The organism is Legionella hackeliae, from assembly GCF_000953655.1.
Lineage (GTDB): Bacteria > Pseudomonadota > Gammaproteobacteria > Legionellales > Legionellaceae > Tatlockia > Tatlockia hackeliae.
Window position 1 is genome coordinate 3,052,365 of record NZ_LN681225.1, and the last position, 15,578, is coordinate 3,067,942.

Consider the following 15,578-nt stretch of genomic DNA (forward strand, 5'->3'; position numbering starts at 1 on the left):
TCTTAACGATTTGTCAAGCAATTAGGAAATTTTTTTTTGCAGTGCAGCAAAATTAAACCAGGCATTCGTTAGTTACCAAAAAATCCCTGCCATTGCTTAAAGAGCTGTTGCATTTGCTGTTCCCATAACATGGATGCTTTTTTGTAGTCACTCAGATAGGGATTCGTTTGCAACATTTTTTCCATATTTATAAACATCTGCTCTAACATTGATTTAAACGATTGACTCATTGGGTGATTTGCAAACGTGATTAATTGCCTTAATATTTCTGGCGATAAAAATTGAGAAGCCCCACTTTCCATTTCCACAAAGATTTGTAGCAATGTAGCATTAGTTATATCTTTACCTGTAGTTGAGTCCTCAACTTTAAAAGATAATTTCTGCACAACATAGCGTTGTAATTCTTCTACAGTAATATATTGACTCTTTTCAGTGTCATATAATCGACGATTTTTATATTTCTTTATTAGTCTTGCCATATTTCTCTCAACATATGCATCCTTATAGACGAAAACAAATTCGTCAGGCTAGGGTTTATTGACAATTGCCCCTTAAACGTCGACGTGTCATGGTTTATTCATGGCCTTCGCGTACGAGCCGCAGAACGTAGACTTAGGTTGAAATGTCAAGAACACTCTAATACATATGTAAACCACCGTTAATACTTAAATTTGCGCCAGTAATGTATCGGCTTTTCTCGTTGACCAAAAATTCAACCACCCATGCAATTTCTTCGGGCTCAGCCAAGCGTTTGGCAGGAATTAAATCGATAATGGACTCTAAAATATCGGGCCGAATACCTTTCATCAAGCGAGTGTTTACATAACCAGGTGAAATACTATTAACGGTTATATTTTTTGACATAAGCTCTTGGGCTAGACTTTTGGTGAAGCCATAAATGCCTGCTTTAGATGCGGCATAATTCGTTTGAGAAAATTGTCCTTTTTGGGCATTTACTGAAGATATATTAATAATACGACCACTTTCTTGATCACGCATTTGTTCAGCCACTTGGTGGGTAACATTGAACATGCTATCCAGATTCACTCTTAAAACTTCGTCCCATTGTTGCTTAGTCATCTTGGTAAATACAGCATCTCGAGTAATACCCGCATTATTGATTAAAACATCAACACGCCCGAATTCAGAAATAATGCCGCCGATTACTTTTTGGCACTCATTAAAATTAGATACATCCATCTGTCGATAATGAATATTATGACAATCACCTTGAGTGAGCTCTTCTTGCCAATGCGTAGCCTTTTCTTTGGAAACGATATCTAAGGCAACAATATGTCCATAAAGAGGTCTTAACTGCTTGGCAATAGCAGTACCGATATCCCCAGTACCGCCTGTAATGAGCACAACCTTTTCTTTTTGCATTCTTATCCTTAATTAAAAACAATTTTGCAAAGACTACATGTATTGACCGCCGTTAATGTCTAAATTAGCACCAGTAATGAATCCTGATCTAGGAGAAGCCAAAAATGCAACAGCATCAGCAACTTCCTGTGGGGTTCCTAAACGGCCAACAGGAATATTAGCAATAATACTGTTTAGAACTTCTTCTTTCATAGCTGCTACCATGGGGGTTTCAATATAGCCAGGAGAAATGGTATTCACCGTGATCCCTTTATTTGCGACTTCTTGAGCCAAGCTTTTAGCAAATCCGAAGAGTGCCGCTTTTGATGCAGCATAGTTACATTGGCCAAACTGTCCTTTTCTCCCATTGATAGAAGAAATGCTAATAATGCGACCGTAACCTTTTTCAAGCATAGAGGGCAAAATATTACGAGTTATGTTAAATACGCTGGTTAAATTGGCATCAATGACTTGTTGCCATTGTTGTGCACTCATTTTTTTAAGACTGGTATCCACAGTAATACCAGCATTATTTACTAATATATCCACATGCCCATATTTTTCTAAAACAAGGGCTGCTAATTTTTCACAATCAGCAAAATCAGCAATATTGGCATAAACGATATCGATTTCATAACCTGCAGCACGCTGCTCAGCCTGCCAACGTTTGGCTTCTTCATGATTTCCATCTTTGAAATAGCAAGCAATAACTTGACAATCTGCAGATAAACGTTGACAAATGGCTGTGCCAATTCCACCTGTTCCACCAGTAACTACGGCCGTCATTTTTTCCATAAATAACATCTCCATAAAATATGTGATTGGATATATACCTTACTTCAAAGCAAAAGCAGATGAATGTCAACCTTGCCAACATTTTAATTTTAGCACTCAAATGACAAATTAATCGTAAAAAAACAAAACTATAGTTGCAATCCATGCATTTTCTTAAAAAAAAACGGGGTCTCCCCCGTTTTGAATTAAATTTTTACAGGCTGAGGCACGTAGCCTTTAATTTGTTGAGCAAATTGCCGTAAAACATCCAAGCCTGATTCTTCAGCTTGCTTACACCATTGCTGTAACGCGTCTACCAATTCTTTTTGGGAGCTTGCAGTCTTTAACCAAATATTTTGTAGGGACTGGCGAAAACTGTAAACTATTTGCAGTTGTTCGCAACTGGCAAGAAGTGCTTGCAGACGTGCTTTGGCACGTGGAGATAATAAACTATCTTGTAAGCGCAATAAGCGACCCGCTCGTTGTAACAGATGTTTGTCTTCTGTTTGGAGCATACGTTTTTCATCCTTAAGAATCGGACGAACAACGCTTTTATAATATTGAGACATCACGTGAAAACGATTGCTAACAACCGCCTTAACTGTTTCAAGATCAACGTGTAGCTTGCCTTCTTCTCTAGCCAATTTGGGCGGTAATTTTTTAACTTTTGCAAGCTTTAGAAAACACAAACATCGAATGTATAACCAACCAATATCCAATTCCCACCATTTGATAGAGAATTTAGCAGAAGAAGCAAATGTGTGATGGTTATTATGTAACTCCTCACCACCTATCCAAAATCCCCAGGGAAAAATATTCGTTGCTGCATCAGGGCATTCGAAATTTCTGTAGCCCCAATAATGTCCTATACCGTTGACAACTCCAGCAGCATGCAATGGGATCCACATCATTTGAAGAGCCCAGATTGTTATCCCAGGCAAACCAAAAAGAACCAGATCAAGCAAAAACATAAGTAAAATGCCTTTTGAGGAAAAGCGAGAATACACATTGCGCTCAATCCAATCGGTTGGCGTTCCGTGAGAATACTTGGCAATCATTTCCTTGTCTTTGGAAGCTTCTTTATAGAGTTCAGCCCCTTGCCAAAATACCTTCTTTATACCTAATACTTTAGGGCTGTGCGGGTCACCTTCAATGTCCGTTGTTGCATGATGTTTACGGTGAATGGCTACCCATTGGGCTGTTACCATTCCCGTGGTTAACCATAACCAGAAACGAAAAAAATGGCTAACGATAGGGTGCAGTGTTAGCGCCCGATGTGTTTGATGGCGGTGAAGATAAATTGTAACCGCAGCGATAGTAATCTGCGTAAGAATTACAGTTGCTAATACATATCCCCAAAACGACAGGTTCAAAACGCCATAAATCATAGGGTCTACTCCACTAAAAAATAAAATCACTACAGGTAAAATGTGATATTCACTATAGTCCTATTCATATGATACCACAAATTGCACAATTCGCATTGCATCTATGGAACTTGTAGACGATAATTTCAATAGATTAGGATAAATATCCGTTTTTCATCAGGGACCTTATATTCATGAACGATAAAATCGAACGTCTTCTACAGCAACTTATTCCTTTTCTAATTGCCGGTATTGCTATCGCATTAGTCATAGGTTTATTTATCATGTTCTCATACGTATTAGTATGGGGTTTAATTATAGGCGCAGTTCTCTGGATTGTGTTTTTTGTTAAAAACTTGCTATTTTCACCCAAAAAAATCGACGAATCCACGAAAGGACGAGTCATTGAGCACGACGATAAAGAGTAATGCCCGAATTACCTGAAGTAGAAACCACAAGGCTTGGTATAACGCCAGACTTAGTAAATAAAGTTATAACAGCCATTCATGTTAGACAACCGAAGCTTAGACTAATGGTTCCTCCGTTAGATGATCTTTGTCGTGGCCAGCAAATATTAGCTGTTACTCGTCGCGCTAAATACTTATTAATTCATTTAAGTAAAGGATATATTCTTATTCATCTGGGAATGTCAGGCCATTTACGCTTTGTTAAACCCAAATTAGCACCTGAGAAACATGATCACATTGACATGATACTAAACGATGGGTGCATATTACGGTATAACGACCCGCGTCGTTTTGGTCTTTGGCTATATACACTCGAGCCGGAAAATCATCCACTTCTAACTCACTTAGGACCTGAACCTCTCTCAAATGATTTTGATGGGAATTATTTAGGTCAAAAAGCAAAAAACAAACGGCAGGCCATTAAAACATTGATTATGCGTAGTGAAATTGTAGTCGGTGTGGGTAATATTTATGCTACAGAGAGTTTGTTTTTAGCCGGAATCCATCCTCAAACTCCCGCGGGGCTTTTATCTCAAGAGCAGCTTAATAAACTTGTCCTATTTATTAGGCAGGTTTTACAACAAGCCATTCATGCAGGAGGGACTACCTTGCGTGATTTTTATGCCAGCGATGGAAAACCGGGGTATTTTACCAATCGCCTGCAGGTTTATGGTAGAAAAAATTATCCTTGTTATCAATGCAATCATTTAATTCAAGTGATTACTATTGGCAGTCGAAGTTCAGCTTACTGTCCTCAATGTCAGCCCTTGTTAAATGCTTATCCCGAGTAAATTCTGTACTGTGAAACGTTCTAAACATGAAGTATCATCTGTCAAAACCTATAATTATTACGCCTTATGAAAATCAGCAAACTTCGTACTCAATGGATAATCTTATTATCAATATTTTACACGGCTAAGGCTTGTGGAAGCTCGATAATAAAACGTTTTACTGGTAAAACTAATCGCGCCTGGGTGGATAAAACCATTCTCAACTGGGCGAATAATTTACTTAACTTGGTTGGCGTAACCTGTAAAGTGATTAATCCGCATCATGTCGAACCTAAACCAGGTGAAGTCACAATCATTATGTGTAATCACAGCAGCCTGTATGATATTCCACTTAGTTTTAAAGCTTTTCCCAATCATTCTATTCGCATGTTGGCAAAGAAAGAATTATCAAAAATCCCTATCATGGGCAAAGGCATGATGGCTGCAGAATTTCCATTTATTGACCGTAAGAACAAACACCAGGCCATTAAAGATCTTGAGGCAGTTCAAAAATTATTAGAAAGCGGTATCGTGATGTGGATAGCGCCTGAAGGTACACGCTCCAAAACAGGGAAGCTTGCCGCTTTCAAAAAAGGGGCTTTTATCACTGCTATTGAGGCGAATGCAACAATTATCCCGATTGGAATTCGTGGCGCTTATAACATTTTACCTGCCAGAACCACGCAAATAAACATTAACCAAACCGCTGAAGTGCACATTGGCCAACCCATTGATGCTTCAAAATACACGACTGAAAATAAAGACGAACTAGTCAATCGTGTCCACAAAATTATGAAAGAGCTGGTTGGGGAGAAAGATAATTAATGCTCTAATCCATAGCCACTCGGAGCTGTTGCAATTACAGCCGCCAAACCTATGTGCCTCGGATCCGAGGCTGCAGTAACAATATTGGTTGCTTTATCCCAAGTAATTGCTTGCATGTCTCCATAATATTCCTTTAAAGCCATTAAATGGTATCCCATATTTTTTAATTCCAGCTGTAATTGCGGGGAAAATGTTTCTGGCTCAAATTGCAACCAATCCGGTAAATACTGGTGATGGAAACGCATGGCCGAAACCATGGATATGGCACCCTGATAGTCATAAAATACTAAAGAAGCGAGTAAGACCATGGTCGGGATGCGGCTACCACCTGGAGTCCCAACAATAGCAATACGGCCAGGCATCTCAAGGAAAGTAGGAGTCATGCTTGACACCGGTCGTTTCCCAGGAGCAATGCTATTTTTTTGACTACCTACGATACCAAAAACATTTTTAACGCCGGGTTTAACAGAAAAATCATCCATTTCATCATTGAGCAATACTCCTGTTCCACCGCCAACAACACTCGACCCGAATATAAAATTAACTGTCAGTGTAGCCGCAACACGATTACCCTCACGATCTAATATTGAAATATGGGTGGTATTCATTTTCTCCTGCGAATCATTCTTGCCTTGGAATTGATCACTTGGTGTCGCTTTATCTTTAAAAATTAATGTGCGTAATTGCTTGGCATTATCAGCGGATAAAAGTCTATCCAATGGTACTGTGATAAAATCTGGATCGGCCAACGCCTGTTCCCGCTGCCAATACGAAAGCCGCATTGCCTCTGTTAAATAATGGACCCACTGTGCTTTCGAAAATGTTTGTAAAGGATAATCTGCCAGAATATTTAACATGGTTATTAAAGCTACTCCGCCTGCAGAAGGTGGCGGTGCTGTAATAATTAACATATTATGATAAGCACTTTGTAAAGGTTCACGAATCTTGATTTGGTATTTAGCAAGATCATCTAACGACCAAATTCCTCCCGCCGCGCGCACTGATTTAACCAGCTGTTCGGCTACTCTTCCTTTATAAAAACCGTCATGACCTTTTTCTGCCAGTAATTTTAAGGTATTAGCCAAATCAGGCTGCTTCAAGCGCTCTCCTGGCTTATAGGGTTGACCTTTATTCAAATAAATCGCAGCTGTATTGGGAAAGCGGCGCAGTATTTGTAGACGATCGGCCATTGTTGAAAAATAGGTAAATTGATAGTCAACAATAAACCCTTCCTCTGCAAGATGAATAGCAGGCGCTAATGAAATTGATAACGGAAGACGACCATAATGCTTGGCAATATAGACTAACGCCGCAGGTTCTCCAGGAATAGCGGCAGCCAATCCCCCATTAAGAGATAATCCAGCGATGGGGTTGCCATCCGCATCTAAAAACATATTCTCATGCGCTGCCAAAGGTGCCGTCTCACGACTATCAATAAAAATATTTTTTTTATTTTTTGCTTGGTGCAACAGCCAAAATCCACCACCCCCTAATCCCGAGTGGTAAGGTGCTACTACAGCTAAAGTCGCTGCAACAGCAATAGCAGCATCAAATGCATTACCCCCAGCCGCAAGTATTTCCAGTCCTGCATTCGTTGCTAGTGGGTGAGCACTGGCAACCGCATAAGCTGAAGGGGTTGAGGCATAATCTGCAGCATTTACTGTATTCGCTACTATAAGGAACACCAGTAAAAACTTCATTATTTTCATAAATTATGTTCGCTTTTGACTAAAAGCTCGCTCAACAGAAGAAGGTACAAACTGCGACACATCCCCGCCCAGTTGAGCAATTTCTCGCACTAATGTGGAGGAAATAAATAAAACATGTTCGGAAGGGGTTAAAAATAACGTTTCAATATCTTGTGAAAGTTTTCGATTCATCCCTGCCAATTGAAATTCATATTCAAAATCATTAACAGCACGCAAACCCCGTAAAATAATACCGGCCTTTTGCTGATGTACAAAATCAATTAATAAACAGTCAAACCCAATGACTGAAACGCCAGGCAAATCACCTAAGGCCTCTTCAATTAGAGCAATGCGTGTTTCCAGAGGAAAATAAGGGCGTTTAGCACTATTGCTGGCTACAGCAACGACCAGCTCCGGAAATATTTTTGAGGCTCTCGTAATAATATCAATGTGCCCATTTGTTACTGGATCAAAGGTTCCCGGATAGATTGCCTTATGTTTCATAATACTACCCATCAATTGCAACTTTTGGCAGTCTATCGTATTGTGCTCTGAAAAACTATTGCTTAAGAGCGCTTCTTATCATTTCACAAGGAAAATTTCTAACTTGCAGGCTATTATAAGATCTGACACTCATGGAAAACGGAATTTAGGAGATGCAATGAATGCTATTAAATTAACGTTATTGGGCTCTGTTCTGTTAACTGTTGCATGTACACCTCGCCCAACTACAGTGGACGCAACCTCTTCTTATACCGCTCCTGTGGCTAAAGCGCAAGCGACACCATCCGATACAACAACTGCCGGGGTAGATACATCAATGCCAGCAAACAACAAAATGGCAAAATTTGAGCAAACCGACGGTAATTTAGAACAAACAAAAACTACAGTAGAAGCGAATGCCTCAACTGCAGAAACAGCAAAATTAGCTGCAACTTCTTCTGCAAGTGCAATCACTTCCTGGGAAATTTCGGGCGCCATGGCTGCTCGCAGCAAGAGTAAAGGCTGGAATGCTTCTGTGAATTGGCTTCAACGCGGTTTAAGTCAATATCAAATCCGCCTGTTTGGTCCTTTAGGCAGTGGAACTGTATTAATTAATAAAAAAGGTGGGCTTGTTACTTTACGTGATGGCCCTAAAACAGCGTCCTCTTCAAATGCAGAGGAATTATTAAAACAACAAACCGGTGTCCGCTTGCCAGTAAATAACCTTTTTTATTGGGTTAGAGGCTTACCCGCTCCTGGACATGTACAATCCGCTAAACGTGATGCGGCTAACCACTTACTTGTTTTAAAGCAAGGTGGATATATCATTGATTATGGCCAATACACTGTTGTCGGAAAAACCGTTCTTCCTAGTGTTATTCGGTTACAAGGTAATGGGATCTTTATAAAACTTGTTATAAAACGTTGGAAGATCTAAACTTATTCTTAAGATTCCAGACTGAAATTGAGCCTGGAATCTTAATTTTTAATTTCGACATTTCTTTAAGGATTGTGAATCCAACAATTCAATAAATCCAAAGAAAAAATTGTTTGACAAGACCTTAAATAGTTTGCACAATACGCACGTTCGCAGCAATGCACGTTCATGGATGATTAATAGAAGAATCTACAACTTATTGGGGTGTCGCCAAGCGGTAAGGCACAGGGTTTTGATCCCTGCATACCTAGGTTCGAATCCTAGCACCCCAGCCACAATCTTGTTGATTCAAGTAAACAGACGGCAGAAGATACCCGGGAAGGATGCGTTCACCGGATCGCTCAAATAATAACTATATCTTTCTGGCTGTCTTCTGCTATGTGTTTAAGTTACCTGATTAAACTCAATCAAAGGTTTTTTGCACATGTCGACAATGATGATCTTTACCGGTAATGCTAACCCAGAGCTGGCTCTTAAAATAGCTTCCCATCTGCAAATCCCTATTGGACAAGCATCCGTAGGTACTTTTAGCGATGGTGAAACCATGGTTGAAATACTTGAAAATGTCCGCGGTCGTGATGTTTTCATTATCCAGTCTACCTGCGCTCCAGCCAATAATAATCTTATGGAGCTGATGATTATGGCCGATGCATTAAGACGGTCGTCAGCAGGAAGAATTACTGCTGTTGTTCCCTATTTTGGCTATGCTCGTCAAGATAGAAGAGTGCGTTCCGCACGCGTCCCCATTACAGCCAAAGTTGTTGCAGATATGATGGCTTCCGTTGGTATTTGCCGCGTCCTTACTGTTGATTTGCACGCGGATCAGATCCAGGGATTTTTCTATATGCCTGTGGATAACGTATACTCAACACCTATTTTGTTGGAAGATATTAAACAACAAAATCTTTGCAACCTTATGGTTGTTTCTCCAGATGTGGGTGGTGTTGTTCGTGCCAGAGCAATGGCAAAACTGCTGAACGATGCAGATTTATCCATTATTGACAAACGACGCAGTGGACCCAACAAATCCGAAGTAATGCATATCATTGGTGAGCCGGCCGGTAGACATTGTATTATTATTGACGATATTGTTGATACTGCCGGAACCCTCTGTTCTGCTGCCTATCAGTTAAAACAAAATGGAGCAACCAGTGTCAGAGCCTATATTACTCATCCCGTTTTATCAGGACCTGCCGTCAATAACATCACCAATTCATCGCTGGATGAGGTGGTTGTTACCGATACAATTCCACTCTCAGAAGATGCAAAGCGTTGTAAAAAAATTAGAGTAGTAAGTCTTGCTGACATGTTGGCGCAAGCAATAAAACGCGTCAATGTAGAGGAATCTGTGAGCTCTATGTTTGCAGAATGATATTATTTTGTGAATAACTTATACCAGTGGTGCCCCGTCTAGCGGTACTTTTTTTACAACGGTCCAATTGAATAAAAAAGGGAAGACATTATTCTTCCCTTTTCCCACAAAAAGCGAAAGTTAATCGCGTGTACCAACATATTTGTCATCGAAATAGCGACGTAGTTTTGTTCTTAATGTTCCGCGACTTATGCCAAGCATTATTGCCGCACGTGATTGATTGTATTTGCAATGTTCCATAACTGCACGGAACAAGGGTGTTTCAATCTCTTCAAGAACAAATTGGTACAGATCAACAGGATCAGTTCCCTTGAGCTCGGCGAAATATTTCTGCACTGATTGAGTGACACTCTCTGCCAGTGACATTGTTGCATCCCCAGCTTCATTACTGATTGTTGTCATTCTTTTTAACTCCTCCTTTAAAAACGAGCATATTACCGAATCGGTTTATTCCTGACAAGTATAGAAATAGTAAATTTAGTTTAAAATCAGGATTAAACCCTTGAGCCTGATGGGACAGGCTCAAGCGATAATTTTCCATTGCATTTGTTAAAATTTCATCATTTCAGGGCGATATGGCTTACCATTAATTGTTAGTTGACCCTGATTTAAACTCACCTCAATGACGTAGTCAGTTCCTTGCTGAGTCAAGACTCCATTTTGTACTAAAGTTGCCAATTGCTTGTCAGCTAAAGTCACTGCCTGTTGCGAAACGTCGGTTGAACCAGCAGCTGCCTGAGCAGTAGCATCTGGATTGCTCGGTTGTTGTATTTGTTGAGCAATGCCTTGTTGCTGATCATTTTGCTGATTTTGCTGAGGCGACATCATCTTTTGTTTGATAGATTCTGTAACTAATTGCTTAACCACTGCAGCTGGAACTTTTAGTTTACCATTACCTTGAATCTTCTGTATTAACTCAAATGGATTACCCATTTCACCCTTCGGTAAAGAAACCATTAAACTACCTTCAACAGTTCCTTGAGGCATTACAAAATTCATTTCAGTAATTTCAAATTCAGCACCTTTGCTAAATAACTTTGGCAGTTCTGGTAACATAGCCAACATAGCACGCTGACGTTCCGCGTCAGTTCCTTGCTGTACTTGTTGGGCTTGTTCGTTTAATCTGGCCAAGGCATCAGCATCAAGATTGCGAATAGCTACTTCCAAATTTCCAGGTCCATAAGTCTTATCATTCGCAACGATTTTTTCCACGGAGGTTTTAACGTGTGAACTGAATAGACCATCCTCTATATCAGAATCAGAGTGAATATCAAATTGTCCTAATTCAAACAATTTCTTATCACTATCCATCACAACAAACGAGGGGAAAGATAAACTTGCATCACCTAAAAATAATCCCTTATCGGTTCTATGAAGATTATATTCGCTGGTGATAGAAGACATTTTCGTATTGACTTGATCTTTCTTAAATGCCAATCCTTCAATGGTAATGTTGCCACCCACTTTATCTAAGTCAGACGATACACTAGTGGTTGTTGACATACCAAACCATTCAAAAGTTGCTGTACCATCTTTTGCGAATAACTTGAAAGCAGGAACAGACATGTCAATGCTGCTATTTCCAAGATAGTTTACAAAGAAGTCGATAACAATATTGGGCTTCGTTGATTGATTAGTAAACAAGCTGTTAAATTGTTCAACATATTCTTTGGGCATGTCTAGATCAGTATGAGCATAGCCAAGACCAAATTTCACACCCTGATCGGAGAAGATTATTGGACCATGATAAATGGTAACAGGCATCTGCACTGTATAATCTTTTGCAGGAATTGTCTGAGTTTGGCCATTATTTTGGATGGTTTGCTCAGGAACATGGACGCGCCAGTCGAAATTGGCTTTGGAAGTAAACCAACCGCGATCATATTCCACAATATTAGCAGCAAGCCCATTGGATCGATTCACAAAATTGAGGCTTTCTCTCACTTTTTGCTCAGTAAGATAGCCCATACCATAATAAGAACCGAGGACTAGAACGGCTAAAATAACCACTAATCCTATGAATTTTTTCATATTATCTCCGTGTTAATGTCAGCCTCTATAAATGAATATCATCACAGACGAGAGGCACCGCCCTAATTAAAACACGAGATTCACTAACTAGCCAAGATATTAAAAAAAAAAATCATAGTTACAGTTAGTTATTATATCTTTCGAATGGGTGTGCAATAAGTTTCCTTAACCATAAACGCCAAGATTAAGGCGACTAATGAACAAAGTGGCAGAATTTTTAATCCAGCCTGGAAATCAGAGAGTAATAGCGTCTCAAGATTGTACGCCCGAGCGCCTGAAGCTAAATCAACCAACCGACCCACTAAAGGTTGCATTAATGCCCCAACAAAGATTGAAATCATATTAGTAAAAGCAATACAAGTTCCTACCACATTACTCTCACAAATTTCTGTTGAGACCGCATATGCGATTGCCACACCAGTGTTAGTAACACCGAAGACAAAAAAGATAATATATGCCATTGTCTTATCAAGATTAGGATAAAATACGAATAATGATGTCAGTATAACTCCGCAGAGTGCTGACAAAATCATTAATGGCTTTCTTCGTCCCATTTTATCGGATAACCAGCCAGATAAAGGACCGCTAATCCCCCAACCAATAAAAATCAACCCTGTAGCAAAAGCTGCCGTATGCGCAGTTAAACCACGACCATACTGCAAATAAGCAGGGCCAATAGCTTCACCAATCACTGCCGTTGGGCCAAATAAAAACCCCGCATAAAGTGCATTAATCCAAATTTGGCGGTGAGTTAAAATGATACGCAAACTACTTAAGATGCTAATTCTTGCTTCAGATTTTTTGATTTCATGACGTTTGGTACCGGGTTTATCTTGAACAAATTGATACAAAAGACCTGCCAAAGCAATAAATAAAAAGGCGATGATAAGCATACTATGACGCCAACCTACATTCGCCACCAAGAATGAAACTGGTGCTTCTCCTGCTGCAGCCCCCAACATTCCCAGAGCTTGAGTCAAACCTGCTAATAAACCCAACATGGCGGGTGGAAACCAGGATGTTGCCAGGCGTAGTGAACTTACAAACGCAAAAGCAGCACTAAAACCGATTAACATACGACCAACAGAGGCCATTACCAAGCCATCGGCCAGACCAAAAACGCCGCAGCCTAAGGCAGTGATTAGAGACATAACGGTTAATATTGCACGAATACTCATTCGATCGACAGTAAGACCGACTGGAATTTGCATGAGAATATAAGGGAAATAAAATGAAGCGGTTAAAATACCAAATCCTGCTTCATTAATACCAAAATCGATTTGTAAGCTTCGGTGCATAACGCCTGGAGCCACTCGCGCCATGTAGTCTGAAAAATAGAAGGCTGCCGCTAATCCCCACACAATCCAGGCAAAACCTAATCGATTAATACGACCCGCTTTTTCACTCTGAGACATTGCTATCATATTCATAAATTCACTCTGTTACCGTTTCCATCCTAGAAAGACTCGAACTAAAATAAGTTGCATTAAAACAGTAGGTTGGTCATTAAATTAGCAAAATTAATCCTACATTATACTGTTACCGACAATTATTTCAACACATTGCTCTATCTGGAACTTCATGCTGGAGCATGCTAAATTTAACTAAAACCGCTATCAAATACAAAACTTAGTTTTCTTAAGACATTAACAATTCATAATAAGGTATACTATTTCCTTTTTTAGCAGGGTAACGTGAATGAATGAGCTTGAAGAAGCAATTAAGAATGCATTAGATACATCAGGGGGAAACGTTCAGGCCAATAAAGCCTATCTTGAGTTTATTAAAGCAAATTTTATTGTTCCCATCGACAAGAAATCTAACCCTGAGCAGCCTGAAGTTCTCTACCTAGTCGACAATGATCAATTCTTCTTGCCTGTTTTTACGAATGAAAACTATTTGGATCAATGGGCCAAAGAAATTTCTAACGATATCCATTTGCTGCGCTTGTCAGGGGTGGATTTATTAAAAGGCATTGGAGATGACGTAACGGTCTGTTTAAACATTGGAAGTCCGATTTATAAAGAATTTAATCCTGCAGAACTCGCGAGAATGAGAAGTATGGTTTTAAAATTGTTTAAATAATTTTAGTGTTTGCTGATTTAAAAGCTAATATTGCAGTTATCGAATTTAATCCTAGACCCTGTATAAATCAGGGCTCTAGGAAGTTACAGGTAATTCAGAGTTACTGATTAGCCACTTGATGAATAAACTAAGCAACCAGATCAAGAACCTGATAACCTACCACAGCAGTTGCGGCAATGGCACCGGTAATTTTTAGCACCTTGGAAAGGAAACTAGCGCTCACCAAACTGCTTATAGCGTTATAGGTATAATCGTTGGCAGCATCCTTTTCATTAACTTCTGGCTCTAACAATTCTTCAGCAAGCTCAAACAGTGGTTTTTCACCATAAAAACCTGCCCACCACCCTTCAGACCATTGCTCATTTTCAGCGCTGCCTTGATGGTAAGGATTAGCCTCCTCACCCACCTCAGCTAAAGCGCATTCATAACCATAAGCATAACATTCTTCCAGGTTTGGATGTTCGATGTCAAAACGCAATTTTATGTGTGGTAACAACGCATTTGTCTCTTTCATATTGGTACCCTCTCTTTAGCGTCTTTGCAAATCATGTCGCTATTAAATTTTCCCTAAAATTTGAAGTGTATCCCTAAACATGATCCACACTTCACTTCATCCCATTCTACGCCTCTTAACTAATGCATCCTTTATGGTGTACTTTTTTTACTCTTTCTTGACAAAATAACAACTTATAAATAATGCCTAATCTTGATTATGCATTTATGGTGCCAAACGATAGTAAACCCATTTTCCTCGTTTTTTGTGGCAAAAAATTCTATCGTGTAAACGATTATTTCGCCCTTGCCAAAACTCGATTTCTTCAGGAATTACCATGTACCCACCCCAATTCACAGGTCGAAGAATCGGCTCTTGACCATGTTCTGCAATTAACTTGTTTAAAGCATCTTCAAGTGCTTTTCTATCGCTAATTGGTTGACTTTGGGCAGAGACAACCGCACTTAGCTGGCTGGTTAATGGTCTTGAGGCAAAATAAAGATCGGATTGCCGCTTGGTGGTCTTTTTTATCCAACCTCGAACACGAACTTGACGTGCCATTTGGGGCCAATAAAAATTTAAAGCAGCATAGGGTGTTTGGCTTAGTTGCAATGACTTATTGCTTTGATAATTTGTATAAAAAATGAATGCTTCATCCTCTAATCCCTTTAATAAAACGACTCTTGAATCTGGAAAACCCTTGTCATCGACAGTTGACAATACCATCGCAGTTGGATCGCTTTTTTCCACAGGCAAAACCTCTTCAAACCATTGTTTAAATTGCGCGATTGGCGACTCCAATATTGTTTCTTCTGATAAAGTTAACTCACCGTATTCGCGGCGAATATCTGCTAATGTTTTCCAATTACTCATTCTTAAATCCGTAATATGATAAGCTTGATGCTAGATGGTATACAAAAATTG

General features: G+C 39.6%; 17 protein-coding genes and 1 tRNA gene. 7 read left to right on the forward strand and 11 right to left on the reverse strand.

Translation table 11 applies throughout. The features are described 5' to 3' along the window. Positions 1-68 precede the first annotated feature (68 nt). The 4 genes from LHA_RS13540 to LHA_RS13555 form a co-directional block, all read right to left on the reverse strand. The gene (locus LHA_RS13540) at positions 69-479 is read right to left on the reverse strand and encodes a polyhydroxyalkanoate synthesis regulator DNA-binding domain-containing protein (protein ID WP_045107010.1); all 411 of its coding nucleotides are present in this window, start codon (positions 477-479) and stop codon (positions 69-71) included. A gap of 157 nt (positions 480-636) precedes the next feature. Continuing rightward, positions 637-1,383, reverse strand: a complete 747-nt coding sequence (gene phbB, locus LHA_RS13545) for an acetoacetyl-CoA reductase (protein ID WP_045107011.1) — start codon at positions 1,381-1,383, stop codon at positions 637-639. 33 nt (positions 1,384-1,416) lie between these two features. Continuing rightward, complete coding sequence (gene phbB, locus LHA_RS13550; protein ID WP_045107012.1) at positions 1,417-2,157, reverse strand: acetoacetyl-CoA reductase; 741 nt, start codon at positions 2,155-2,157, stop codon at positions 1,417-1,419. A 185-nt stretch (positions 2,158-2,342) separates the two neighbouring features. After that, positions 2,343-3,524 (reverse strand): DesA family fatty acid desaturase, encoded by a 1,182-nt coding sequence (locus LHA_RS13555; protein ID WP_045107013.1) that lies wholly within the window; start codon positions 3,522-3,524, stop codon positions 2,343-2,345. Between the two features lie 173 nt (positions 3,525-3,697). Between LHA_RS13555 and LHA_RS13560 the strand changes: the two genes are divergently transcribed. The 3 genes from LHA_RS13560 to LHA_RS13570 all read left to right on the forward strand — a co-directional run bounded on the left by LHA_RS13560 (position 3,698) and on the right by LHA_RS13570 (position 5,565). After that, positions 3,698-3,931: a hypothetical protein gene (locus tag LHA_RS13560; RefSeq protein ID WP_045107014.1), complete on the forward strand. Its 234-nt coding sequence runs from the start codon at positions 3,698-3,700 to the stop codon at positions 3,929-3,931. Then, positions 3,931-4,761, forward strand: a complete 831-nt coding sequence (gene mutM, locus LHA_RS13565; protein WP_045107015.1) for a bifunctional DNA-formamidopyrimidine glycosylase/DNA-(apurinic or apyrimidinic site) lyase — start codon at positions 3,931-3,933, stop codon at positions 4,759-4,761. Before LHA_RS13560 ends, mutM begins: the two co-directional genes overlap by 1 nt. A 66-nt stretch (positions 4,762-4,827) precedes the next feature. After that, positions 4,828-5,565 carry a lysophospholipid acyltransferase family protein gene (locus LHA_RS13570; RefSeq protein WP_045107016.1) on the forward strand — a complete coding sequence of 246 codons (738 nt, stop codon included), beginning with the start codon at positions 4,828-4,830 and terminating at the stop codon, positions 5,563-5,565. Here the strand turns inward: LHA_RS13570 and ggt are convergent. Further along, a complete protein-coding gene (gene ggt / locus LHA_RS13575) occupies positions 5,562-7,265 on the reverse strand; it encodes a gamma-glutamyltransferase (protein ID WP_045107017.1) in 1,704 nt (567 codons plus the stop codon). The two genes, LHA_RS13570 and ggt, sit on opposite strands and share 4 nt — an antisense overlap. Positions 7,266-7,277: 12 nt before the next feature. Beyond that, positions 7,278-7,757, reverse strand: coding sequence for a pantetheine-phosphate adenylyltransferase (coaD, locus tag LHA_RS13580; RefSeq protein WP_045107018.1), 480 nt, complete (start codon positions 7,755-7,757; stop codon positions 7,278-7,280). Positions 7,758-7,914: 157 nt separating this feature from the next. Between coaD and lolB the strand changes: the two genes are divergently transcribed. The 3 genes from lolB (at position 7,915) to LHA_RS13595 (ending at position 10,045) form a co-directional block, all read left to right on the forward strand. Continuing rightward, positions 7,915-8,673, forward strand: coding sequence for a lipoprotein insertase outer membrane protein LolB (gene lolB / locus LHA_RS16685; RefSeq protein WP_231861934.1), 759 nt, complete (start codon positions 7,915-7,917; stop codon positions 8,671-8,673). Positions 8,674-8,873: 200 nt separating this feature from the next. Further along, positions 8,874-8,948: transfer RNA gene (locus LHA_RS13590), tRNA-Gln, on the forward strand. A gap of 149 nt (positions 8,949-9,097) precedes the next feature. Further along, entirely contained in the window at positions 9,098-10,045 is a 948-nt protein-coding gene (locus LHA_RS13595) for a ribose-phosphate pyrophosphokinase (protein ID WP_045107019.1), read from the forward strand. A gap of 120 nt (positions 10,046-10,165) precedes the next feature. Here LHA_RS13595 and LHA_RS13600 read toward each other — a convergent pair whose 3' ends face one another. The 3 genes from LHA_RS13600 to LHA_RS13610 form a co-directional block, all read right to left on the reverse strand. Beyond that, positions 10,166-10,447, reverse strand: a complete 282-nt coding sequence (locus LHA_RS13600) for a helix-turn-helix domain-containing protein (RefSeq protein WP_045107020.1) — start codon at positions 10,445-10,447, stop codon at positions 10,166-10,168. 147 nt (positions 10,448-10,594) lie between these two features. After that, positions 10,595-12,076, reverse strand: coding sequence for a YdgA family protein (locus LHA_RS13605; protein ID WP_045107021.1), 1,482 nt, complete (start codon positions 12,074-12,076; stop codon positions 10,595-10,597). 131 nt (positions 12,077-12,207) lie between these two features. Beyond that, complete coding sequence (locus LHA_RS13610; RefSeq protein ID WP_045107022.1) at positions 12,208-13,506, reverse strand: MFS transporter; 1,299 nt, start codon at positions 13,504-13,506, stop codon at positions 12,208-12,210. A 268-nt stretch (positions 13,507-13,774) separates the two neighbouring features. Between LHA_RS13610 and LHA_RS13615 the strand changes: the two genes are divergently transcribed. Then, a complete protein-coding gene (locus LHA_RS13615; protein WP_045107023.1) occupies positions 13,775-14,161 on the forward strand; it encodes an SseB family protein in 387 nt (128 codons plus the stop codon). A 127-nt stretch (positions 14,162-14,288) separates the two neighbouring features. On the opposite strand, the gene LHA_RS13620 is transcribed toward LHA_RS13615, so the two are convergent. Further along, on the reverse strand, positions 14,289-14,675 hold the full coding sequence (locus LHA_RS13620; RefSeq protein WP_045107024.1) for a hypothetical protein: 387 nt from the start codon (positions 14,673-14,675) through the stop codon (positions 14,289-14,291). A gap of 204 nt (positions 14,676-14,879) precedes the next feature. Then, the gene (gene pdxH, locus LHA_RS13625; protein ID WP_045107025.1) at positions 14,880-15,527 is read right to left on the reverse strand and encodes a pyridoxamine 5'-phosphate oxidase; all 648 of its coding nucleotides are present in this window, start codon (positions 15,525-15,527) and stop codon (positions 14,880-14,882) included. Between the last annotated feature and the right edge of the window lie 51 nt (positions 15,528-15,578).

Excerpts from the sequence above, each read along its gene's own strand:
- LHA_RS13540 (WP_045107010.1), bottom strand. The coding sequence starts at position 479 with ATGGCAAGACTAATAAAGAAATATAAAAATCGTCGATTATATGACACT.
- phbB (WP_045107011.1), bottom strand. The coding sequence starts at position 1,383 with ATGCAAAAAGAAAAGGTTGTGCTCATTACAGGCGGTACTGGGGATATC.
- phbB (WP_045107012.1), bottom strand. The coding sequence starts at position 2,157 with ATGGAAAAAATGACGGCCGTAGTTACTGGTGGAACAGGTGGAATTGGC.
- LHA_RS13555 (WP_045107013.1), bottom strand. The coding sequence starts at position 3,524 with ATGATTTATGGCGTTTTGAACCTGTCGTTTTGGGGATATGTATTAGCA.
- LHA_RS13560 (WP_045107014.1), top strand. The coding sequence starts at position 3,698 with ATGAACGATAAAATCGAACGTCTTCTACAGCAACTTATTCCTTTTCTA.
- mutM (WP_045107015.1), top strand. The coding sequence starts at position 3,931 with ATGCCCGAATTACCTGAAGTAGAAACCACAAGGCTTGGTATAACGCCA.
- LHA_RS13570 (WP_045107016.1), top strand. The coding sequence starts at position 4,828 with ATGAAAATCAGCAAACTTCGTACTCAATGGATAATCTTATTATCAATA.
- ggt (WP_045107017.1), bottom strand. The coding sequence starts at position 7,265 with ATGAAGTTTTTACTGGTGTTCCTTATAGTAGCGAATACAGTAAATGCT.
- coaD (WP_045107018.1), bottom strand. The coding sequence starts at position 7,757 with ATGAAACATAAGGCAATCTATCCGGGAACCTTTGATCCAGTAACAAAT.
- lolB (WP_231861934.1), top strand. The coding sequence starts at position 7,915 with ATGAATGCTATTAAATTAACGTTATTGGGCTCTGTTCTGTTAACTGTT.
- LHA_RS13595 (WP_045107019.1), top strand. The coding sequence starts at position 9,098 with ATGTCGACAATGATGATCTTTACCGGTAATGCTAACCCAGAGCTGGCT.
- LHA_RS13600 (WP_045107020.1), bottom strand. The coding sequence starts at position 10,447 with ATGACAACAATCAGTAATGAAGCTGGGGATGCAACAATGTCACTGGCA.
- LHA_RS13605 (WP_045107021.1), bottom strand. The coding sequence starts at position 12,076 with ATGAAAAAATTCATAGGATTAGTGGTTATTTTAGCCGTTCTAGTCCTC.
- LHA_RS13610 (WP_045107022.1), bottom strand. The coding sequence starts at position 13,506 with ATGAATATGATAGCAATGTCTCAGAGTGAAAAAGCGGGTCGTATTAAT.
- LHA_RS13615 (WP_045107023.1), top strand. The coding sequence starts at position 13,775 with ATGAATGAGCTTGAAGAAGCAATTAAGAATGCATTAGATACATCAGGG.
- LHA_RS13620 (WP_045107024.1), bottom strand. The coding sequence starts at position 14,675 with ATGAAAGAGACAAATGCGTTGTTACCACACATAAAATTGCGTTTTGAC.
- pdxH (WP_045107025.1), bottom strand. The coding sequence starts at position 15,527 with ATGAGTAATTGGAAAACATTAGCAGATATTCGCCGCGAATACGGTGAG.